We start from the raw sequence: 20,496 nt of genomic DNA, 5'->3' as shown, positions 1-20,496 counted from the left end.
GTGAGAGTATGGCTGTCATTACAAAAATAGAAGTACAAAAGCGATCGAAAGAACGATTTAATATTTATATTGATAAAGGCCAAGGTGAAGAGTACGGGTTTAGTGTGGATCAAGTAATCTTAATGAAACATGGATTACAAAAAGGCTTAGAAATTGATGAAATAGAGTTAGGAAATATTTTGTACAATGAAGAGGTACAAAAAGCATATTTACAAGCAATCTCCTATTTATCCTATCAAATGAGAACAAAACAAGAAATAGAAGATTTTTTACGAAAAAAAGAAGTGGGACAGGCCATCATCTCTGAAGTCGTTTCGAAATTATTACATGACCGATATATTAATGATAAAGAGTACGCGGTTTTATATACGCGAACGCAAAGTAATGTGAATCGAAAAGGTCCAACTGTTATTAAAAGAGAGTTGTTAAATAAAGGTGTTCAGGATTTAATTATTATGCATAGTTTACAAGAATATCCGAAGGAAAAGCAAATTGAGAATGCCTTGTTTCTCATAGAAAAGAAAAAAAAATCTTATCAAAAGCATTCTTTTTTACAAATGAAGCTAAAGTTGGATGAGATGCTTGTTCGAAAAGGGTATTCTAGAGAAGTAATTCAAATTTGTTTGGAAGAATTGAAAGACGAAAGAGATGACGAAAAGCAACAAGAAGCGTTACACTATCATGGGAATAAGTATTATGAGAAATATAAGAAGTATGATGGATGGACATTTGAAAACAAGATGAAACAAGCGTTATATCGAAAAGGATTCTCTATTGATGAGATAGAGATATTTTTACAAATGAAACGTGAAGAGGGATGAGGGGAATAATGAGATGAATATGCCAAAACGCTACAGTGAAATGACACCACATGAGCTTAGAGAAGAAATTGGGGATTTGAAGGAGCAAGCAATAAAGGCTGAACAGCTTGGAATTGTAAATGAGTTCGATGTATTAATGAGAAAGATGGCAATGGCTCGCGCTTATATGACTGATATAAACAAATTCCATATTGGTGAAACATATGAATTAATAGAAGAACCTGGTATATTATTTAAAATTACTTACTTCAATGGGGTATTCGCTTGGGGTTATAAACAAAATGATAATGAAGAGATTGGAATACCAATTTCCTTATTGCAAGAAAAATAAAAACCAGAGAGCAAATATCTCTCTGGTTTTCATCTTTGGTAGGCGTTAAAGGAGATAGGAGATTCTAAAATTGGCGTTTTTTACATTCGTTGGCCAATATAATGAGAGACTGGGTTTGCTGCGTCTGTCCGTTAACTTGCGCTTTCGCATGTTTCGGACGAGTCCACGTATGGTTAAATAATTCAGAACGACTATCTAAACGATCACGGTAGCTCATCTTTATCACCTCGTGTAGGAAGTTAATTTTTTAGGTTGTAACTGTATTACTCTTCCTGCTGATTTGCAGCACGCATACGTTCTTGTGGGTGCGTGTTAATTGTGCCGTTAGGTCGCTTCGAAGCGAAGCGTGATTTCGCTTTCGGCTGACCGTCGATTTTGCTGTTGTTTTTTGACTCAGACCAAAATTCGGCTTGTTTACCCATTGCGAACGCCCTCCTCATCATCAGTTGATACCTCTTTAAGAAGTATCACTTATAGAATGTGCAAAACAGAAGAAACTATCCTTTAGAAATGAAGGGATAAATAGGGAAAAGGAGATTAGAACATGAATGATATTTATGAAGCATTAACGAAAGAATTATTAGATAAGAATGACAAGCTTTCTTACGGACAAGCACGTGCGTGGGTTGAATTACTTTGGGAAGATTTTCAAACAACTTATGCAAAATCAGGGCGTTATCAAGGTGAGGAAATGACTGAGCAAGTGGTACGATCATGGATTAATAATCATGGTGTACGCCTTCATGAAATGCGTACAAATAATCCGAAGTATAGCCATTTAATTAATCAAGAAGATCATTTGAAACATTAAAAAAAGCGACTTAAGTCGCTTTTTTTAATGTGGAAGTAATTCCAGCTTTTTTCGAAGTTTTTCTTCACTAAAAATCCATCCTGTATAGGAACTAATAATATTTAAATTATGGTCGAGCTGAACAATCGCGACAAATGGATAATAATCTTTACTGCGATACCGTAAATCAATGAATCGTACTTCATAATAATGATCATGATCAAAAATATCCCAGCGATATACAGGAGAGAAAGATAGGAAGGCCGAGATGTTTTCATCTTGTTTAGCTGCTCGCATAATATCATTTTCTGGGAACGGTACCCGATCGAATTTGTCATATATCATGATGTTACCACGGTGCCATCTCGCAACGTAGTAATAATCAGCTGTAACGACTGCTAAATGATAATGATAAAATCGGTAAGAAGGAGAAATGATAATCTTTTCGACATTTTTGAAACGTTTGTGTACAACGCTTCTTATATTTCGGTGCATCATAACCCGTCCGATATAGTAAATAATCATTAATATATATGCTGCTAAGGCTGTGTATCCTTTATGAGAACCGACGAGCATGCAAGCAATTGCAAGTATATGGATAAAGAAAATTACGGTATCAAATGTATTAATCACGCCGAGTGCGACCCATTTTTTTGTGAAAGGCCGTAATGCTTGTGTACCATAGGCGTTAAAAATATCGACAAAGACGTGAAGGAAGACTGCAATAAATGACCAAAGTAGTAGATGAAGATATGGAGCGTCTGAAAAGAAGGCGAAAGAGATGCCACTTATAAGAAATGACCAAAGAATTACCGCGGGAATGGAATGAGTAACTCCGCGATGATTTCTTATATATTTAGCGTTATTACGCAATTTTAAAACTGTGTCAATGTCAGGAATGTTGGAACCAGCAATTGTAGCAAGCATAACAGCTTGTGGGCCAATATCACTTTGTGCTATGGCTGGATCTAATGTTGCTAAGCTACCTAAAGTGATACCCATAACAAGGTGAGTGGCTGTGTCCATAAAAATCCACCTCCGTTTTTTATTAATGTAACTCTTTTTATTCGATACCTCAAGTCCTTTGCCTTCAATTTCCTATGTCATCTTACTTAAATTTTTTCCTAAAATCTTTATAATAGTACTTATATGCAAAAAAATGAGGGGGATCAAGTTTGACACTTGAAATACTAAAAAAATTTAATATAGAGCAGTTTCAAAATGATTTAATTGGTTGGTTTGAAGAGGAGCAGCGCGACTTACCATGGAGAAAAAATAAAGATCCATACCGCGTTTGGGTTTCTGAGATTATGTTACAGCAAACAAGAGTAGAAGCCGTAAAACCATATTACGCAAATTTTATGGGGAAGTTTCCTACACTTGAAGCGTTAGCGAACGCAGATGATGAAGAAGTATTAAAAGCATGGGAAGGTTTAGGATATTATTCTAGAGCACGTAATTTACATGCGGCAGTAAAAGAGGTAAAAGAAGTATACGGCGGGGTTGTACCAAGTGATGTAAAGAAAATTGAAAAGTTAAAAGGAGTCGGACCATATACAAAAGGTGCTATTTTAAGTATTGCATATGGTATACCAGAGCCGGCAGTTGATGGAAATGTTATGCGTGTATTATCTCGCATTTTATCAGTATGGGATGATATTGCAAAACCGAAGACTCGAAAAGTTTTTGAAGAGATTGTGCGTGAAATTATTTCAGTAGAAAACCCATCTTATTTTAATCAGGGATTGATGGAATTAGGTGCACTGATTTGTATTCCTAAAAATCCATCGTGCTTACTTTGTCCTGTACGTGAGCATTGCAGAGGATATGCTGAAGGTGTTCAAAAAGAATTACCAGTAAAAAGTAAAGCGAAAGCTCCTAAAATGGTACCTATTGTTGCAGGAGTACTTCAAACTGAAGACGGTCGTTACGTTATTAATAAACGTCCAAGTACAGGTTTGTTAGCTAATATGTGGGAGTTTCCTAATGCTGAACTTGGAGAAGGTATTCGAAATCAGAAGGAACAGCTTATAGATTATATGAAAGAAAAATTTGAACTCGCGGTTTCTATTGATGAATATGCAATGAATGTACAACATACGTTTACACATCGTACTTGGGATATATTTGTATTTTATGGAAAGGTAACTGGCAATATTGTTGATACAGATACATTGAAATTTGTATCGAAAGAAGCATTTGAGCAATTACCTTTTTCGAAATCGCATCGTACTATTTACGAAAATTGCGTGGAGAAAATTACAATACAATAAATAAAAAAGTGTTCCCAATCTAGGGAACACTTTTTTAGTCGTAAGAAATTTTTGTCCCATGAGTCCAACTAGCTTCACCTTCTTGTAAGCCGCCTCTTGATTCAATTTCTACTACAATTTCTTTGTAAATACTTTGACCTTCTGCATTTAAATAAGGCAGAATCTGTTGTAGTGAGTGATGAAAATAAGCTAATTCATCTTCTTTCCATTCATGTTTTGAAACCATTGTTAGTTCAGTCATATCGCGTCCTATATACATATTTCCACCTCCATTTCTTATAGTTTGAATAAGTAACAAAAGATATATGCGGAAATTATTCAAAATAAAATTACGGATAGCCTCTAAGTGAATTGGTTACATTATTGGTTGTGGAGGTGAGAAAGATGAGTAAAAAACAACAAGGTTATAACAAGGCAACTTCTGGTGCTAGCATTCAAAGTACAAATGCTAGTTATGGTACAGAGTTTGCGACTGAAACAAATGTACAAGCAGTAAAACAAGCAAACGCACAATCAGAAGCAAAGAAAGCACAAGCTTCTGGTGCACAAAGTGCAAACGCTAGCTATGGTACAGAATTTGCAACTGAAACAGACGTGCATGCTGTGAAAAAACAAAATGCTAAGTCAGCTGCAAAACAATCACAATCTTCTAGTTCAAACGAGTAATGAAAGAAAAACACTTCTCCAATTCGAGAGAAGTGTTTTCTTTGTGTGTGGATCTTTGTAATGAAAAGAAAATGAACGACATAACTTCTAATAAGTCAACAAATGTAGTCAAAGGAAAAGGAAGTTAACAATTAGAAATATGTAATTAGGAATAATAACTGATGAATAAGTCCAAAGGGGGTAAGTAATGAACGATTTTGATAAGTTGGTAGGGGAGCAATTAGAAACGATGGATGAGTTGTTAAAGTTACAAGCACATCTAGAGAAGTATCAACAAATTGAAATGAATGAAAAAGATATGTGCGATAAAAAGGAACTGCATTTTATCCGTCAGGAAATATATAGAACAGAAGTAGCGTTGAAGATGTTACATGAGAAATTTGAAGAACAAACAAATAGTGTAATCCAATCTTTTGCAACTGAAAAAATGATTTCAAATTTAGGATAAGATATATCATTGTCTCAGGTGAAAAGTCCTTCAAATAGAGAAGGGCTTTTTTTATTACATGTCCTCGTTTATCCCGCTATTTGCCGGGCAGTAAGACCCCCACCTCAAAATTCAGCGAAAGCAAAGAAGTTAGGTGGGGGGCGGGCTGCCCGTAAAAGCCCGATTGGTGAGGGCTGATTAAAGTTTCACTTTATAAATAATACAATACAAACCTTGTTTCCTGAGAAGATTGGGGATTATTGTATTCAACGATAAACCTCCTGCATATTCAGTGTGGAAAATAGAGTCTTATCCCTTTAGTTTTAAAATTTTGACAAAAAAGTTATAATAGAAAAAAAGTGAATGCCGTTCAAAGGGCATTTGCAGTTGAAAGAAGGGAGCATATATGGGATTTCCCAAAGAAGGAGAAAAAGTACAAATACATAGTTATAAACATAATGGCTCCATTCATAGAATGTGGGAAGAAACAACAATTTTAAAAGGGACACAGAGTCTTGTGATCGGAGCGAATGATCGTACAGTAGTTACAGAATCAGATGGTCGAACATGGATTACGCGCGAACCAGCAATTTGTTATTTTCATGCTAACTATTGGTTTAATGTGATTGGGATGCTTAGGGAGGATGGCGTATATTATTATTGCAATTTAAGCTCACCTTTTGCGTATGATTCTGAAGCATTAAAGTATATTGATTATGATTTAGATATTAAAGTGTATCCAGATATGACATATACGCTTCTAGATGAAGATGAGTATGAAAAACATAGTCAAATTATGCAGTATCCACCTGTTATAGATACAATTTTAAAACGAAATGTAGCACATTTAACACAGTGGATTCATCAAAGAAAAGGTCCATTCGCACCAGATTTCGTAGATATGTGGTATGAACGATATTTAATGTACAGAAATTAAAACAAACCTGCAGGGAATTTCCCGGCAGGTTTGTCCTATTAGAGGGGGGATTATGTGCAGGGCATAAAAAGATATTTACAATTTGTTAAACCATATCGATGGCTTATTGCTATTACAATTATTATTGGACTAGTTAAGTTCGGTATTCCACTTATTATGCCGTGGTTATTAAAGTATATTATCGATGATGTAATTCAAGGGGCGGGTTCACTTCAAGATAAAACATCTCAATTAATAACAGCGATTGGAATTGCTTTTTTTATTTTTGCGGTATTAAGACCACCGATTGAATATTATCGTCAATATTTCGCGCAACGTATCGCAAATACAATACTGTATGATTTGCGGAAGCATATTTTCGGTCACTTACAAAAGTTAAGCTTACGTTATTATTCGAATACGAAAACAGGGGAGATTATTTCACGGGTCATCCATGATGTAGAACAAACGAAAGATTTTGTAATTACAGGTTTGATGAACGTCTGGTTAGATACTGCAACAATTGCTATCGCTATCATTGTTATGTTTTCTATGAATATAAAATTAACATTTGTTGCGTTATTGATTTTACCTATTTATGTAATAGCAGTGAAATATTTTTTCGGACGTCTTCGGAAATTGACGAAAGAGCGTTCACAAGCGTTAGCGACGATGCAAGGGTATTTGCATGAACGTATTCAAGGAATGCAAGTGACACGTAGCTTTGCGTTAGAAGAGTATGAGGGGAAGCAGTTTGAAAAAAGAAATAATGAATTTTTAACGAAAGCATTAAACCATACAAGTTGGACGGCGAGAACATTTTCGGCAGTAAATACGTTAACCGATTTAGGTCCGTTACTTGTGATTGGTTTTGCAGCATATGAAGTAATTCAGGGGCAGTTAACGCTAGGGACGATGGTAGCCTTTGTTGGATATATGGATAGTTTATATAGTCCGCTTCGCCGCCTTGTTAATTCATCTACAACATTGACACAATCTTTTGCATCGATGGATCGTGTGTTTGAACTGTTAGATGAAAAATACGATATTGTTAATGTGCCAAATGCGATACAAACGAAAAAATTAAATGGAGAAATTGTATTTGATAATGTTTCTTTTCGTTATAATGCAGATGAAAAAGAGATATTACACAACTTGTCATTAACTATGCAGTCTGGAGAGAAAGTAGCGCTTGTAGGAGCGAGTGGAGGAGGGAAGTCATCTCTTGCTAGTTTGATCCCGCGTTTCTATGATGTTTCTGAAGGCACGGTTTATGTAGATGGCATAGATGTAAGGAAGTATAATATGAGAAATTTACGTAGTAATATTGGAATTGTACTGCAAGATAATTTATTGTTTAGCGATACAATTGAAGCTAATATTTTATATGGAAATCCGAAAGCTACAGAGAAAGAAGTGATTGCAGCTGCCAAAGCTGCGCAAATTCATGATTTTATTATAGATTTACCAGATGGTTATAATACTGTCGTTGGAGAACGTGGTGTGAAGCTATCGGGTGGGCAAAGGCAACGCGTGGCAATTGCACGCGTATTTCTAAAGAATCCGTCGGTACTTATATTGGATGAAGCAACTTCGGCTTTAGATTTAGAAAATGAAAGGTATATTCAAGAGGCGCTTCAGACGTTAGCTGCTGACCGGACAACGATTATAATTGCACATCGATTAGCGACAATTACGCATGTTGATACGATCATTTACATTGAAGACGGTCAGATTAAAGAAACCGGTTCTCATGAAGAGTTAATGCGAAAAAGAGGATTTTATTATAATTTATATCAACTTCAACATATAACAGAAACAGCTCCTTTAGCATAAAAGGAGCTGCTTTTTTATTCGTCTTCTTTTTTATCATCGATTTGGAGTTCTTTTTCTGGTTTATGGTATGTGTAGAAGCTATCTACAAGTAAATCTAAATGCTCTACTTCTTCACTATAGTTAATGATGGAAGAAATAAGAGGGAAGAGATGTAACCATGTTTTATATGCTTCTTCATCGTCCTTGTTTTGATATTCCATAAAGATATCAATTAATTCTTGTTTACCTGTTTCAACTTCATCAAGCATTTCAACTGATTGTTGTTTTTTTGCTTTACCAATGAATTTTAATAAAACTTGTTCATGATAATGCGTTAATGAATCAAGTTCGTTTTGGATAGATTCCTGAAATTCTTCCGGCATGTAGCGTAGTTCATTTTCAGTACGGTGTAATGATTTTAACGTACTTAAAGCACGGCTTGTTGTCGCTAACATTTGTCTGAATAAAACGAGCTTACGAATTTTTGCGAACTTTACTTTTTTCGTGTAGCTTCTTTCTTCTTTATACAGCAAATAGTAATGATTTAGTTTGATCATTTTTTCTTTCATACGATCAATATCAGTTTTTAGCGTTGTAAAATCAGAAGCCTGCCTGCTATTCATTCGAATCCATTTTACAATTTCTTCTGTATTATCAACGATACGATGATAAAGTTTTGTTTCATATTTCGGCGGCATAAATACTAAATTTACAAGTGAAGCCGCAATAATACCAATCATAATTGTCGCAAATCGAAGTAAGGCAAAACTAAAGAAGTCTTCGCCTTGATACTCCATAATGGCGATAACTGTTACTAAAGCAATTGATATTGTGTTTTCTAATCGTAATTGCAGTGTAAGAGCAATTACTAATATACATGTTAATCCAATAATAAAAGGATTATGTCCAAAAGCAGTAGCAAATGCGATAGCAAATATCGCACCGATTACATTTGCTTGAATCTGTTCAAGTGCGGTTAAATAAGAACGGTATACAGACGGTTGAACAGCAAAGATAGCTGAAATTCCCGCAAATACCGGACTCGGTAATTGAAGTAAAATACAAGCAAATAAAGCTAACGTGATGGCAATACCCGTTTTTAAAATGCGAGCACCAAGTTTCATACCCTTAATAAGATCCTTTCTCTTGTCATAATGAATGTACAACATGATACTATACATTCATTACAATATGTTAGCAAGTGATATTTTAGTGACGTTAAAAGAAATTAGTATTCATTTTATCCGGCTAATTGTGAACAGTAAGATTCCCGCCTCTAAATTCAGTAGCTGGATGCCGGTAAACGCTCAATTGCTGTAGGCTAATTAAAGTTTCACTTTATAATTTTTCCTAATTTCTTTTAAACATCAGTTTTTAGTAAAAAGACCTGCTGAATTTCAGCAGGTCTCAAATTGTTACTATAGATTACTATGAGAAGTGTACTTCGTCAATTTTTTCTTAATAATGAAAATTACTCATGTTACTCTGTTGAGATAGATGGATCTGCCTGTTCTTTTTTCGGGATAATTTCAAAAAACTGGTTCTGTATATCATCTAATAATGGGGTTAACAAAGCAACTTCCTCATATTGCTCATGCTCGTTTAGTACACGAATATAGTCTAGCAATAATTCAGTTACATCTTTCAAACCATTTTTACTAATTGATTGTAATGTAACATTTGCCCCTTTTGCAATTCTTCTTTTTAAGGCCTGTTCTGTTAAGCCTAAGTTTGAATCATGACGCAAATAAACAACACCGCCAGTCATGCCAGCGCAAATCCATGGACCAGGGTCACCTAAAACAAGCGCTCGCCCATTTGTCATATATTCAAAAGCAAAACCTTTAATATTGGAGTATGCACCTATATTTCCTTGCTCTTTTTCACGGAGTGGTTTTGTTATTCTACCTCCAATGATCATGTCTGCCCCAGAAAGGCGAATGCCAGCACGAGCATCAGCGTTCCCTTGCACGTATAGTGCCCCTTTTTGTGCCCCATATCCAAATCCTTTTCCGACAGAACCGTTATAATATACTCCGTCTTTTCCTTTTGATTTCGTTATATAAATACCACCACCAAAGGAAGTTTTACCAATGCCATCTTGTGCGCCGCCATTTACGTGTATAAATAAATTTTCACTATTGTAAGCACCTAACCCATTTCCAGGGATAGAACCATTCGTATACTTTAATGTAAGTGGTTCAAGTTGAGTAGCTTCATATAGTTTACTGCGAACGCGATAACATGATTCTAGACCGCCCATAACGCGTTGCTCTACACCAACGCCTACTAATTCTTTTGAGTCAGCGGAATGAACTGTTTTAAATTGTTTTTCTGGTACGTCTTTTGTTGTTGTAACAGATGGATGTTCTATTATTTGTAGTAAATTACATAAGTTTAATAAATTTTCGCCCCGAACTTGCTCTAATAAATCAGACCGCCCGACAATTGCTTGTAAATTTGTATACCCAAGCTGTCCTGTTAATCGTTTTAGTTCTACACCGAAAGAGGTGAATAAATTTAGCAGGCCAGCAACTGCGCTTTCTAATTCGCGTGGGACGAAGCGGCGTAATCCATGTTCTTTTGCCTGTGCTTCAGACTCAATTTGTGTCGCAATTCCAACATGGCAAGTATCTAGATGGCACCCACGGCAAGTAGTACAGCCGATTGCAATCATTGACAGTGTGCCAAATCCAATACGGTTTGCTCCGAGGAGCATGATTTTCAAGGCATCATTTACACTTCGAATACCACCATCTGCCCAAATCTCTACTTTATGTCTCATGCTCGCTTCTAATAAAGCGTTGTGAGCGGCTTTAACACCAATTTCTACAGGAAGACCTACATGTTGCAAGGCGTGAATACGTGCAGCACCTGTTCCACCATCGAATCCGCTAATGTTAATAAAATCAGCACCAGCTTTGGCGATACCGACAGCAATTGTTCCGATATTAGGAACAACAGGGACTTTCACGGCTACTTTGGCAAGTTGATTAGCTGTTTTAATTTCGGTAATCATTTGAGCTAAATCTTCAATTGAATAAATATCATGGTTGTTAGAAGGTGAAATTAAATCTGAGCCGATTGTCGCATTACGTGCTTCAGCGATTTTGGCTGTCACTTTTGAACCAGGTAAATGCCCACCTTCACCAGGCTTTGCGCCTTGACCGATTTTGATTTCAATTAAATTCGATGAGTTTAGTAGTTCGGCATTTACTCCAAATCGCCCAGATGCCACTTGTTGTCCGCGTGTATGTGGGTATTTCCCGATCATATCTTTAATTTCGCCGCCTTCACCGTTCAAGCTAATCATATTTAGCTGATCGGCCGCTTCTGCATATGCGCGAAAGGCAATTTCGTTTTGAGAACCAAATGACATAGAACTAATAATAAATGGTAAATTATGATTTTGAATGCCGATAGATACTTCTTCAGTTGGAACGACATGTTTTGTTTGTTTCGTTTGAACAAGGTGTCTGATTGCGATTGGATTATTCTCTTCTAGTTCACTTAACTTGTCACGGTAGTCATCATAAGGATTTCCTTTTGCAACATCGCCGATTGCTTTCCAAATTCGCGGGAATATATGAAATGATTTTCGCATTCTAATTTTAGGATTGTTATAATCCTCTGCTCGTATTTTTGCATCTTCAGCAAGTGATTCAAGTGAAAAAGCTAAATCATTTGAACCGAAGAAATTTGTGATTTGTAATATATTTGCAATTTCCTCATGTAACCCAATAGATGAATAGAGACGTCCGTAACCACGTAACTCATGAATTCCAATTGTTGAAATGACTTTTTCTAATCCTTTATTAAGTGCATTATACAGATTCGTAATTGGTATTTTTGTTCCATCACTTACAGTCGCGAATAATAAATATGGATTAATACTATCTGCTCCTAATCCATATAGCGTGACAATGTCATGTAAGGAGCGAAGGGCACCAGAACGTATAACGAGAGAACAATTGCGGCGTAATTTATTTTCACTTAATTCTTGATGTACTTTCGCGGTAACTAAATGTGGATCAATCCACAAGCGTTCATTTAGATGGGCTTTTGCGTCATCTAATACTAGTAGGGAAGCACCATTGTTAACAGCAGCTATCGCTTCAGAACTAATGCGGCTTAATGCACATTGCAGGGTTTCTGACGAGCTGAATGTAGCAGAGATTGTGGCAATAGAGTTATGAGTCCTAAATAACGCTGTGAGTTGTTCGTACGTAATTGTGTGTAATTCCTCTGCAATAGGTTGTGCCACGCTGCCTTCTAAAATAATTGGTGAAAGCATTTCAACTACAAATGGCCGTTTTGCGCCGCTTAATAAACTTGGACGCTCTCCAAGTACAGTACGTGTAGAGAAGTGTTCAATTTCACGGTCACGGTCAATTGCTGGGTTTGTAACAACAGCTACACTTTCTTTAATAAAGTCAGCGATATTTCGTCTATCAGTATCAAGTGCGGCAAGTGGTGAGTCATGCCCAAGTGAGCGTATTGGTTCAACACCTTTTGTTGCCATCTGTTCAAGAAGCTGAATATGTTCTCGGTCCCATCCGAAAGCGACGTATTGTTTCGTTTCAACTTGAACAAAATCACATAGCCCTTGGATTTTTTGCGTTTCAGGGATAGATAAATTTAAATGATAATTGGTAGTATCAATTCGCTTTTTAAAACGGTTATATACTTGGATTTGATATTTGTCATATTCATAAAGAACAAGTTCATCTTGTTCATTCCATTTTAATCCGACCTTTTCTCCAGGGGCGAGTGGCTTTGGTTCTGCTACATATTTAGTTGGTGATACAACTCCAGGTTCAGAAGAGAAAATATAAGAGCTTTCTGTCTCTACTTTCCATACTGGGCGTAATCCAAGGGAATCAACGCTGAAAACAGCTTCATCTTTAAAACGGGAAATGATGCCAGCTGGTCCTTGTGCAAAATGTCCCCATGCTTCACGTATATACGTATATAAATCTTGTAAAGGTGTTTCATAAAGTTTAATTTCATTAATAATTGGTGGAAATAGTATTTCCATTGCTTCAAATAAACTGTAGTCGTATTGAACAAGTAGGGTTTCTAAGGTGCGGTTTAAATCTTGAGAGTCACTGCCTCCAGCAGTAAGTGGTACATCAATCAATTCAGCTTGATCGCGTAATTTTGCGATTGTGTTAATTTCACCATTATGTCCGAGAATACTAAATGGTTGTACACGAAAAAAATTAGATAATGTATTAGTAGAGTAGCGGTTATGTCCTAATGTCATAGTTGAAGCGATAAGTGGATGTTGTAAATCATTATAGTAGGCAACAAGTGTATCACCAGCACCTAGAACTTTATATACAACATGATCACGACTTAATGAAGCAACATGAATTGCTTCGTTTTCCTCTATTTTTATTGTGACAGAAAATAATGTTTGCTCAATATTTGTAATTTCATTTTCTGCGATAAGGGCAACTTGCCAAAATAAAGGTTCTTCTTGTTTACCGAGTGGACCGAGCGCATCTGAGTTTGTTACATCATCACTTTCGAAAATGATAGTAAAGTTTTTGTTGTTTAATTGCGTACGAATATAATCTTTTAAGGCAGTAATGTTTTCTTTTTTATTTAGAAAAAAATGTCCAACGATAAAGTGGGGATGATCCACAATCGTTGGATTATATCCACTACTTTTTAGTTTTTCATTCCAAAGCGTTTTTGGTACATCAATGTGAATGCCGATGCCATCGCCCTCGCCATTAATGAAACCAGCTCTATGATTCATTTTGACGAGTGATTGTATGCAAAGGTCAATGTTTTCTTTTGTAGGAATTTTTCGTTTCTCCATAACGGAAACGATTCCACACGCATCATGTTCTGCATTTCTATAATCTCGAAATAAAGACGGTGTCCATGTATTTGTTTTATTGAGCATCCGTCAATCCCCCCTCTTGTAAAAATTAGAATAATCTTACTATTTAAGGTGTGAATCACCTTGTACACAGAGATAGTAATGATGTAAAAGAATATAAAACAGATAATTATGAATAATTATACTATTAATGTGGGATTTATGAAATAGAAAAAAGGAAAAAAGAAAGATGTGCTTTCTTTTTTCCTTTTAATGACGAGATTATTTGCTATCTGCTAAAGCAGCAAATGCTCTGCCTACAGCTTCAATTGTATATTCAATATCTTCTGTTGTATGTTCTGTCGTTAAGAACCATGCCTCGTATTTTGAAGGTGCTAAGTTAACTCCTTCTTGAAGCATTAGCTTGAAGAATTTACCGAACATTTCACCGTCTGTATCTTGTGCTGCATCGTAATCTTCAATTGTATTTGTTGTGAAGTATACAGTTAAAGCGCCTTTTAGGCGGTTTAATGTAATATCGATATTATGTTTTGCAGCTTGCTCTAAAATTCCTTTTTCAAGCATGGCACCAAGTTCATCTAATTTCTCATAAAGTCCTTCTTGTTGAAGAACTTCTAGACAAGCAATACCAGATGCCATAGAAGCAGGATTTCCTGCCATTGTACCTGCTTGATATGCAGGGCCAAGCGGAGCAACTTGTTCCATAATTTCTTTCTTACCACCGTAAGCACCGATTGGAAGTCCGCCGCCAATAACTTTACCAAGAGCTGTTAAGTCTGGTGTTACGCCAAGTAAATCTTGAGCACCACCGTACATGAAGCGGAAAGCGGTAATAACTTCATCATAAATTACTAGTGCGCCAGCTTCATGAACAAGTTCATTCACTTTCTCAAGGAATCCAGGTTTTGGCTCTACAATACCGAAGTTTCCAACAATCGGTTCTACAAGAATAGCCGCTACTTCATGTCCCCATTTATCTAACGCTTCTTTTAAAGTTTCTACATTATTAAATGGAACAGTAATAACTTCTTGAGCGATACTTTGTGGTACGCCGGCTGAGTCAGGTGTTCCTAGTGTAGAAGGACCAGATCCAGCTGCTACAAGTACTAAATCAGAATGACCGTGGTAACAACCAGCAAATTTCATGATTTTTGTGCGGCCTGTGTAAGCACGAGCAACACGAATTGTCGTCATTACTGCTTCAGTACCAGAGTTTACAAAGCGTACTTTATCTAAAGCAGGCATTGCCTCTTTTAACATTTTTGCAAATTTTACTTCTAGCGCTGTTGGTGTTCCGTAAAGTACACCATTTTCAGCAGCTGTTGTAATTGCTTTTGTGATGTGCGGGTGAGCATGTCCAGTAATAATAGGACCGTATGCTGCTAAATAATCGATATATTTATTTCCGTCTACATCCCAGAAATAAGCACCTTTTCCACGTTCCATAGCAACAGGAGCGCCACCGCCAACTGCTTTAAAAGAACGAGAAGGACTATTAACGCCGCCAACGATATGTTCTAAAGCTTCTTTATGTAATGCTTCTGATTTTGTGAATTTCACTACCATTCATCTCCTTACAAAAATCTATGTATTATTCTAACATGTTTTTCGAAAAGACGTATTGTTTGTGATAGAGAAGGCAGTTGGGTAAACTATTCGTTGTGACATTTAGGAGGGGGGGCCGATTATGAAATCGGTAATTGAGGTACAAGGGTTACGTAAAGAATTTACAGCCTATTCAAGTCGTCCGGGTTTAAAGGGTGCATTTCGCGATTTATTAAATCGTAATTATAAAATAGTACCAGCAGTAAATGATGTATCTTTTACTGTAAAACAAGGTGAGATGGTTGGTTATATCGGTGAGAACGGTGCTGGTAAATCAACAACAATTAAAATGCTTACGGGGATTTTGACTCCGACATCAGGAGAGATTTTAGTAAATGGGATGAACCCACATAAGCAGAGAGAAGAATTTGTAAGAACCATTGGTGTTGTTTTCGGTCAACGTTCACAACTTTGGTGGGATATTGCTGTACAAGAATCTTTTCGTTTATTAAAAAAAGTGTACGGTGTATCAGACGCTCAGTATAAAGAGCATATGGAACACGTGATTGAAACGTTAGATATTGGTCCTTTATTAGATAAGCCAGTTCGAAAGTTATCTCTAGGTCAAAGAATGCGTTGTGAATTAGCGGCAGCATTAATTCATAACCCACCGTTATTATTTTTAGATGAACCAACAATTGGGCTAGATGTACTTGTGAAATTGAAAATACGTGAATTTTTAAAAGAAATGAATGAACGTTATAAAACAACAATTTTATTAACAACCCATGATATTACTGATATTGAAGCATTATGTGAGCGTGTTATCATGCTGGATGAAGGAAATATTATGTATGACGGTTCTTTAAATAATCTTCGTACGCAGTGGGGAGCAGAGAAGGAAATACATTTTCAGTTTATTGCACCAGTTTCCTATCAGGCTTTATCAATGGTTATGCCAGATAGTCATGTCGTTTGGTCGAAAGCGAAAGAGGAAAACGCGTGGGTTGCAAAAATACCGAATGAAGAAGTTATTATTTCAATGCTTATTTCTAAAGTAGTACAAGCCTTTCAAATTAAAGATTTAAAAATTAATGAAGTGTCTACAGAGGAAATTATTCGTAACATTTATGAAGAAGGTATTAAACATGGGTAAGTATATTGAAATGATTCGAATTCGCTTTTTAATGATGCTTGCGTATCGCACAAATTATTATAGCGGGATTTTAATTTATACGATTAATATCGGTGCGTATTATTTTTTATGGCAAGCAATTTATAGCGGAAAAGAGAACATTGAAAGTTTATCTATTTCGCAAATGACTACGTATATCGCAATTGCGTGGATGGCACGTGCCTTTTATTTTAATAATATAGATAGGGAAATTGCGATGGAGATTCAAGAAGGACGTGTAGCGGTAGAACTGATTCGTCCATATAATTATTTAGGGATGAAAGTGATGCAAGGTCTTGGTGAAGGGATATTTCGTTTTGCATTTTTTTCAATTCCAGGTATGGTTATCGTTACGTTATTATTTTCATTGCAAATTACAACGAATTTTCAAACGTGGTTATATTTCTTCTTGTCTCTAATATTTAGTTTTATTATTAATACACAAATTAATTTAATGACGGGAATGCTCACGTTCTTCCTATTTAATAATAGTGGAATTATGTATGCAAAACGCGTTGTTATTGATTTATTTTCTGGTCTATTATTACCGATTAGTTTTTATCCGTTATGGGCCCAAAAGGCAATGATGTTTTTACCGTTTCAAGCCATTAGTTATATTCCGAGTATGATTTTTTCAGAAGGTATACAAGGAAATAAATTGTATGAGGCATTATTATTCCAAGTAATTTGGGCGATTGTCCTTATTATTCCAATTGTACTTATGTGGAGAACGGCGAGAAAACGTCTAATTGTACAAGGGGGATGATGAGATGATATATATAAAACTATTTTTGCAATATGCAAGCCAATATATAAAAACAAAATTGGAGTATCGGGGCGATTTTATCGTTGGATTACTTTCTGATTTATCACTACAGGCTGTTAATTTAATCTTTATTCTCGTTGTGTTTGGGCATACACAAGCATTAAAAGGCTGGAGTAGAGAAGAAGTAATCTTTATTTATGGTTTCTTTTTAGTGCCGTTTGCCATTTTCTCAGCTTTCTTTAACATATGGGACTTTAATGATCGTTACATTATTAAAGGGGAGATGGATCGTATATTAACGAGACCGATTCATAGCTTGTTTCAAATTATATTAGAAAGAATGGAACTTGAGTCTTTAATTGGGGCCATTACAGGAATGATTGTAATGGGATATGCAGCTGTAGAGTTACAATTATCTTTTTACTGGTATGATTTCTTCTTATTTATATTGATGGTAGGAGGAGGCGCACTTGTATATGGAGGGATATTTGTTACGCTTGCGAGCCTTGGTTTTTGGTCAGATGCGAAAAGTTCAATTATGCCCCTTATGTATAACATAGGTAATTACGGGCGCTATCCTGTTAATATTTATAATCGTGTAATTCGTTTCATTTTAACGTTTGTTTTACCGTTTGCGTTTGTTGGAGTATATCCAGCAGCATACTTTTTAAGAAAAACAGAATGGAATAGTTATGCATTCGCGACGCCAATTGTTGGTGTTATCTGTTTTACGATTGCAATCACTCTTTGGAATCAAGGGGTAAAAAGGTACCGTGGTGCTGGGAATTAATTATAGAAGCTTGTTTGTTTCTAAGGGATAAATCCAATGGTCGTCTCATACATATAAAATGAGGTGGAGGACATGTTATGGGGATTTATTCTATTACTTGCAGCAATCGCTATTTTGAAAAGTGTCCAATTATTATGGAGTTCCTATTCAGATTCAACGCGTTTTTTTTCGCTGTATAATTTGGCCACATTATTTTTAATCTATACAACAGTACTGATCGCGTTTGGATTAAGTTACGTTGTATTAGAGGAAATGGGTTTCGCAGTTTTGAAAGAGGACGGAGAAAGTTTGAACGCTCATTCTTTTCAACTCGTTGAAGTTTGTTTATATTTTAGCGCAGTTACTTTATTGTCTGTTGGATATGGTGACATATCTCCGATTGGAATTGGGCGATGGATTGCAATTGCAGAAGCGCTAATTGGATATACACTCCCTTTTGCTTTTGTGATGAGGTCTGTAATAGACAATGAAAAATAAGGAAGCATTTGTTATAGTAAAGGAAAAGAGTAGGAGTGATAACTATGATTACAGTAGGAGAAATGGCACCAGAATTCACATTAGAGGGAAGTAACGGAGAAGAAGTTAGCCTAGCTGATTTCCGCGGTAAAAATGTAGTTCTCTATTTTTACCCGAAAGATATGACGCCAGGATGTACAACTGAAGCATGTGATTTTCGTGATGCGTATGGAGTATTTCAAGAGAAGGATACGGTTATTCTTGGAGTAAGTCCTGATTCAGCGAATAGACATTTGAAATTCATTGAGAAACATGAATTGCCATTTACACTTTTAGTAGATGAAGATCATAAAGTAGCAGAGTTATATGATGTTTGGAAGCTGAAAAAGAACTTTGGGAAAGAGTATATGGGAATCGAGCGTTCTACATTCCTTATTAATAAAGATGGTGAACTTGTGAAAGAGTGGCGTAAAGTGAAAGTGAAAGGACATATTGAGGATGTTCTTTCTTATATAAAATAAATCTATAGTGGAGATAAAATATGCAGAAACAAGGCAAGTGTCTATACATATTTTACTGCCTTACATAAAGTGGAAGTGTAGGGCATACCTCCTCAGATGATAGTATTCCAAGTGCGATTATGTCGCACTTTTTTCTATGTAATATATGAAGAAAAAGGGAAAGATACATAAAAACAAGCCCTGAATATAAAAATAAACCACATACTTATAGTAGAAATATTGACGATTTATAAGAAAAGGAGTACACTCTTTATAAGAATTATAAAATAATAATCCGTATAGAATCGGGGTGCATGACGGTGGTCAAAGAAGAATTAAAAGAAGCGCTAGAAATGCTGAAAAATACGGGTGTACGCATTACTCCACAGCGTCATGCTATTTTAGAGTACCTTGTGGAATCAATGACGCACCCAACAGCGGATGACATTTATAAAGCATTAGAAGGTAAGTTTCCAAATATGAGTGTTGCAACTGTCTATAATAACTTACGTGTATTTAAAGAGGTTGGACTTGTAAAGGAATTAACTTATGGAGACGCTTCAAGTAGATTTGATTATGTTACAAGTCAACATTATCATGTGATTTGTGAAAAATGTGGTAAGATTGTTGATTTTCCTTATGGAGGTTTGGAACAACTTGAAGAGGAAGCTGCAAAAACGACAGGCTTCGTTATTAATAGTCATCGCTTAGAAATTTATGGCGTTTGTCCAGAGTGTCATAAGGCGTAATATATAATAAAGAAAGAGGCTGACGGCTATACGTCAGCCTCTTTCTTTATTATATAAGGATTAGCGTGAGGTTAATCGGGATTTACAGTGCTAAGTTAGTAAGAAGGGTTAGATAAAAGTTTGTCGAATTTACTTTGTATTGGTGGAAATGAATTCTTGGAGGGGACATTTTGAAGAAATATGAGATTAAAAGTGACATTCCAACATTGGAAGAATATAAATATTTATGTGATTCTGTGGGATGGACTAATTATATGAACTTTGAGGTGGCGGAAATATCACTTCAAAATTCGATTTACTGTATAACAGTCAAGGATAATAATCAAATCATCGGCATGGGGAGAATTGTTGGTGATGGGGCTATCTATTTCTATATTCAAGATATAGTGGTTCATCCAGAGTATCAAAAGAATGGTATTGGAAAGAAAATAATGAATACTTTAGTAGAATACTTAAATCAGAATGCTCCAGATAAAGCATTCATTGGTTTGTTTGCGTCGCAAGGTAAAACGTCATTCTACGAAAAATATGATTTTAAAGATTATTCGCCTAACATGACAGGGATGTTTACTGTTATTTCGAAAAAATAGGTGTAATAAATTTAATAAAACAATTAAAAAGTT

At 35.8% G+C, this 20,496-nt stretch carries 22 protein-coding genes; 15 read left to right on the top strand and 7 right to left on the bottom strand.

Going from position 1 to position 20,496, the window contains the following annotated elements:
* Positions 1–8: 8 nt before the first annotated feature.
* Positions 9–821 (top strand): recombination regulator RecX, encoded by an 813-nt coding sequence (recX, locus tag MHI28_RS15315; protein WP_000268512.1) that lies wholly within the window; start codon positions 9–11, stop codon positions 819–821.
* Positions 822–834: 13 nt separating this feature from the next.
* Positions 835–1,152 (top strand): YfhH family protein, encoded by a 318-nt coding sequence (locus MHI28_RS15310; protein ID WP_001057028.1) that lies wholly within the window; start codon positions 835–837, stop codon positions 1,150–1,152.
* Between the two features lie 64 nt (positions 1,153–1,216).
* On the opposite strand, the gene MHI28_RS15305 is transcribed toward MHI28_RS15310, so the two are convergent.
* Positions 1,217–1,369 carry a YpzG family protein gene (locus MHI28_RS15305; protein WP_000122093.1) on the bottom strand — a complete coding sequence of 51 codons (153 nt, stop codon included), beginning with the start codon at positions 1,367–1,369 and terminating at the stop codon, positions 1,217–1,219.
* 46 nt (positions 1,370–1,415) lie between these two features.
* Positions 1,416–1,574: a small, acid-soluble spore protein K gene (locus MHI28_RS15300; RefSeq protein ID WP_000517891.1), complete on the bottom strand. Its 159-nt coding sequence runs from the start codon at positions 1,572–1,574 to the stop codon at positions 1,416–1,418.
* Positions 1,575–1,696: 122 nt separating this feature from the next.
* Between MHI28_RS15300 and MHI28_RS15295 the strand changes: the two genes are divergently transcribed.
* The gene (locus MHI28_RS15295; protein WP_000998159.1) at positions 1,697–1,963 is read left to right on the top strand and encodes a YfhJ family protein; all 267 of its coding nucleotides are present in this window, start codon (positions 1,697–1,699) and stop codon (positions 1,961–1,963) included.
* Between the two features lie 24 nt (positions 1,964–1,987).
* Here MHI28_RS15295 and MHI28_RS15290 read toward each other — a convergent pair whose 3' ends face one another.
* Positions 1,988–2,968 carry a metal-dependent hydrolase gene (locus tag MHI28_RS15290; RefSeq protein WP_000379114.1) on the bottom strand — a complete coding sequence of 327 codons (981 nt, stop codon included), beginning with the start codon at positions 2,966–2,968 and terminating at the stop codon, positions 1,988–1,990.
* A gap of 149 nt (positions 2,969–3,117) precedes the next feature.
* Between MHI28_RS15290 and mutY the strand changes: the two genes are divergently transcribed.
* Positions 3,118–4,215, top strand: a complete 1,098-nt coding sequence (mutY, locus tag MHI28_RS15285; protein WP_000171380.1) for an A/G-specific adenine glycosylase — start codon at positions 3,118–3,120, stop codon at positions 4,213–4,215.
* Positions 4,216–4,249: 34 nt separating this feature from the next.
* Here mutY and MHI28_RS15280 read toward each other — a convergent pair whose 3' ends face one another.
* A complete protein-coding gene (locus MHI28_RS15280; protein ID WP_000275441.1) occupies positions 4,250–4,474 on the bottom strand; it encodes a hypothetical protein in 225 nt (74 codons plus the stop codon).
* 125 nt (positions 4,475–4,599) lie between these two features.
* Between MHI28_RS15280 and MHI28_RS15275 the strand changes: the two genes are divergently transcribed.
* From MHI28_RS15275 to MHI28_RS15260, 4 genes are all read left to right on the top strand, one after another.
* Positions 4,600–4,881 carry a gamma-type small acid-soluble spore protein gene (locus MHI28_RS15275; protein WP_000039034.1) on the top strand — a complete coding sequence of 94 codons (282 nt, stop codon included), beginning with the start codon at positions 4,600–4,602 and terminating at the stop codon, positions 4,879–4,881.
* A 187-nt stretch (positions 4,882–5,068) separates the two neighbouring features.
* Entirely contained in the window at positions 5,069–5,329 is a 261-nt protein-coding gene (locus tag MHI28_RS15270; RefSeq protein ID WP_000997574.1) for a YgaB family protein, read from the top strand.
* A gap of 385 nt (positions 5,330–5,714) precedes the next feature.
* Positions 5,715–6,245 (top strand): nucleoside tri-diphosphate phosphatase, encoded by a 531-nt coding sequence (gene ntdP / locus MHI28_RS15265; RefSeq protein WP_000506625.1) that lies wholly within the window; start codon positions 5,715–5,717, stop codon positions 6,243–6,245.
* Positions 6,246–6,299: 54 nt separating this feature from the next.
* Positions 6,300–8,060: an ABC transporter ATP-binding protein gene (locus MHI28_RS15260; RefSeq protein WP_086389644.1), complete on the top strand. Its 1,761-nt coding sequence runs from the start codon at positions 6,300–6,302 to the stop codon at positions 8,058–8,060.
* Between the two features lie 14 nt (positions 8,061–8,074).
* Here MHI28_RS15260 and MHI28_RS15255 read toward each other — a convergent pair whose 3' ends face one another.
* The 3 genes from MHI28_RS15255 to hemL form a co-directional block, all read right to left on the bottom strand.
* Complete coding sequence (locus MHI28_RS15255) at positions 8,075–9,163, bottom strand: aromatic acid exporter family protein (protein WP_000765787.1); 1,089 nt, start codon at positions 9,161–9,163, stop codon at positions 8,075–8,077.
* A gap of 356 nt (positions 9,164–9,519) precedes the next feature.
* On the bottom strand, positions 9,520–13,956 hold the full coding sequence (locus tag MHI28_RS15250) for a glutamate synthase-related protein (RefSeq protein ID WP_000933012.1): 4,437 nt from the start codon (positions 13,954–13,956) through the stop codon (positions 9,520–9,522).
* A 198-nt stretch (positions 13,957–14,154) separates the two neighbouring features.
* Positions 14,155–15,459: a glutamate-1-semialdehyde-2,1-aminomutase gene (gene hemL / locus MHI28_RS15245; RefSeq protein ID WP_086413619.1), complete on the bottom strand. Its 1,305-nt coding sequence runs from the start codon at positions 15,457–15,459 to the stop codon at positions 14,155–14,157.
* Positions 15,460–15,580: 121 nt separating this feature from the next.
* On the opposite strand from hemL, the gene MHI28_RS15240 reads away from it, so the two are divergent.
* The 7 genes from MHI28_RS15240 (at position 15,581) to MHI28_RS15210 (ending at position 20,463) form a co-directional block, all read left to right on the top strand.
* Positions 15,581–16,594 (top strand): ABC transporter ATP-binding protein, encoded by a 1,014-nt coding sequence (locus MHI28_RS15240; RefSeq protein WP_000843649.1) that lies wholly within the window; start codon positions 15,581–15,583, stop codon positions 16,592–16,594.
* A complete protein-coding gene (locus tag MHI28_RS15235; protein ID WP_000521515.1) occupies positions 16,587–17,378 on the top strand; it encodes an ABC transporter permease in 792 nt (263 codons plus the stop codon). Before MHI28_RS15240 ends, MHI28_RS15235 begins: the two co-directional genes overlap by 8 nt.
* A gap of 4 nt (positions 17,379–17,382) precedes the next feature.
* Positions 17,383–18,168, top strand: coding sequence for an ABC transporter permease (locus tag MHI28_RS15230; RefSeq protein WP_000639350.1), 786 nt, complete (start codon positions 17,383–17,385; stop codon positions 18,166–18,168).
* A 72-nt stretch (positions 18,169–18,240) separates the two neighbouring features.
* On the top strand, positions 18,241–18,645 hold the full coding sequence (locus tag MHI28_RS15225; protein ID WP_000964360.1) for a potassium channel family protein: 405 nt from the start codon (positions 18,241–18,243) through the stop codon (positions 18,643–18,645).
* A gap of 44 nt (positions 18,646–18,689) precedes the next feature.
* Positions 18,690–19,145, top strand: coding sequence for a thioredoxin-dependent thiol peroxidase (gene bcp / locus MHI28_RS15220; RefSeq protein ID WP_000633711.1), 456 nt, complete (start codon positions 18,690–18,692; stop codon positions 19,143–19,145).
* A gap of 299 nt (positions 19,146–19,444) precedes the next feature.
* Positions 19,445–19,873 carry a peroxide-responsive transcriptional repressor PerR gene (gene perR / locus MHI28_RS15215; protein ID WP_000237831.1) on the top strand — a complete coding sequence of 143 codons (429 nt, stop codon included), beginning with the start codon at positions 19,445–19,447 and terminating at the stop codon, positions 19,871–19,873.
* A 170-nt stretch (positions 19,874–20,043) separates the two neighbouring features.
* Positions 20,044–20,463, top strand: a complete 420-nt coding sequence (locus tag MHI28_RS15210; protein ID WP_000759743.1) for a GNAT family N-acetyltransferase — start codon at positions 20,044–20,046, stop codon at positions 20,461–20,463.
* The last annotated feature ends 33 nt before the right edge of the window (positions 20,464–20,496 follow it).

The organism is Bacillus sp. FSL K6-0268 (genome assembly GCF_038005425.1).
GTDB lineage: Bacteria > Bacillota > Bacilli > Bacillales > Bacillaceae_G > Bacillus_A > Bacillus_A thuringiensis_S.
This window is presented reverse-complemented; position numbering and strand designations above follow the sequence as displayed.

Bases quoted from the DNA above. Each gene is read 5' to 3' on its own strand.
- recX (WP_000268512.1), top strand. From the start codon at position 9: ATGGCTGTCATTACAAAAATAGAAGTACAAAAGCGATCGAAAGAACGA.
- MHI28_RS15310 (WP_001057028.1), top strand. From the start codon at position 835: ATGAATATGCCAAAACGCTACAGTGAAATGACACCACATGAGCTTAGA.
- MHI28_RS15305 (WP_000122093.1), bottom strand. From the start codon at position 1,369: ATGAGCTACCGTGATCGTTTAGATAGTCGTTCTGAATTATTTAACCAT.
- MHI28_RS15300 (WP_000517891.1), bottom strand. From the start codon at position 1,574: ATGGGTAAACAAGCCGAATTTTGGTCTGAGTCAAAAAACAACAGCAAA.
- MHI28_RS15295 (WP_000998159.1), top strand. From the start codon at position 1,697: ATGAATGATATTTATGAAGCATTAACGAAAGAATTATTAGATAAGAAT.
- MHI28_RS15290 (WP_000379114.1), bottom strand. From the start codon at position 2,968: ATGGACACAGCCACTCACCTTGTTATGGGTATCACTTTAGGTAGCTTA.
- MHI28_RS15280 (WP_000275441.1), bottom strand. From the start codon at position 4,474: ATGTATATAGGACGCGATATGACTGAACTAACAATGGTTTCAAAACAT.
- MHI28_RS15275 (WP_000039034.1), top strand. From the start codon at position 4,600: ATGAGTAAAAAACAACAAGGTTATAACAAGGCAACTTCTGGTGCTAGC.
- MHI28_RS15270 (WP_000997574.1), top strand. From the start codon at position 5,069: ATGAACGATTTTGATAAGTTGGTAGGGGAGCAATTAGAAACGATGGAT.
- ntdP (WP_000506625.1), top strand. From the start codon at position 5,715: ATGGGATTTCCCAAAGAAGGAGAAAAAGTACAAATACATAGTTATAAA.
- MHI28_RS15255 (WP_000765787.1), bottom strand. From the start codon at position 9,163: ATGAAACTTGGTGCTCGCATTTTAAAAACGGGTATTGCCATCACGTTA.
- MHI28_RS15250 (WP_000933012.1), bottom strand. From the start codon at position 13,956: ATGCTCAATAAAACAAATACATGGACACCGTCTTTATTTCGAGATTAT.
- hemL (WP_086413619.1), bottom strand. From the start codon at position 15,459: ATGGTAGTGAAATTCACAAAATCAGAAGCATTACATAAAGAAGCTTTA.
- MHI28_RS15240 (WP_000843649.1), top strand. From the start codon at position 15,581: ATGAAATCGGTAATTGAGGTACAAGGGTTACGTAAAGAATTTACAGCC.
- MHI28_RS15235 (WP_000521515.1), top strand. From the start codon at position 16,587: ATGGGTAAGTATATTGAAATGATTCGAATTCGCTTTTTAATGATGCTT.
- MHI28_RS15230 (WP_000639350.1), top strand. From the start codon at position 17,383: ATGATATATATAAAACTATTTTTGCAATATGCAAGCCAATATATAAAA.
- MHI28_RS15225 (WP_000964360.1), top strand. From the start codon at position 18,241: ATGTTATGGGGATTTATTCTATTACTTGCAGCAATCGCTATTTTGAAA.
- bcp (WP_000633711.1), top strand. From the start codon at position 18,690: ATGATTACAGTAGGAGAAATGGCACCAGAATTCACATTAGAGGGAAGT.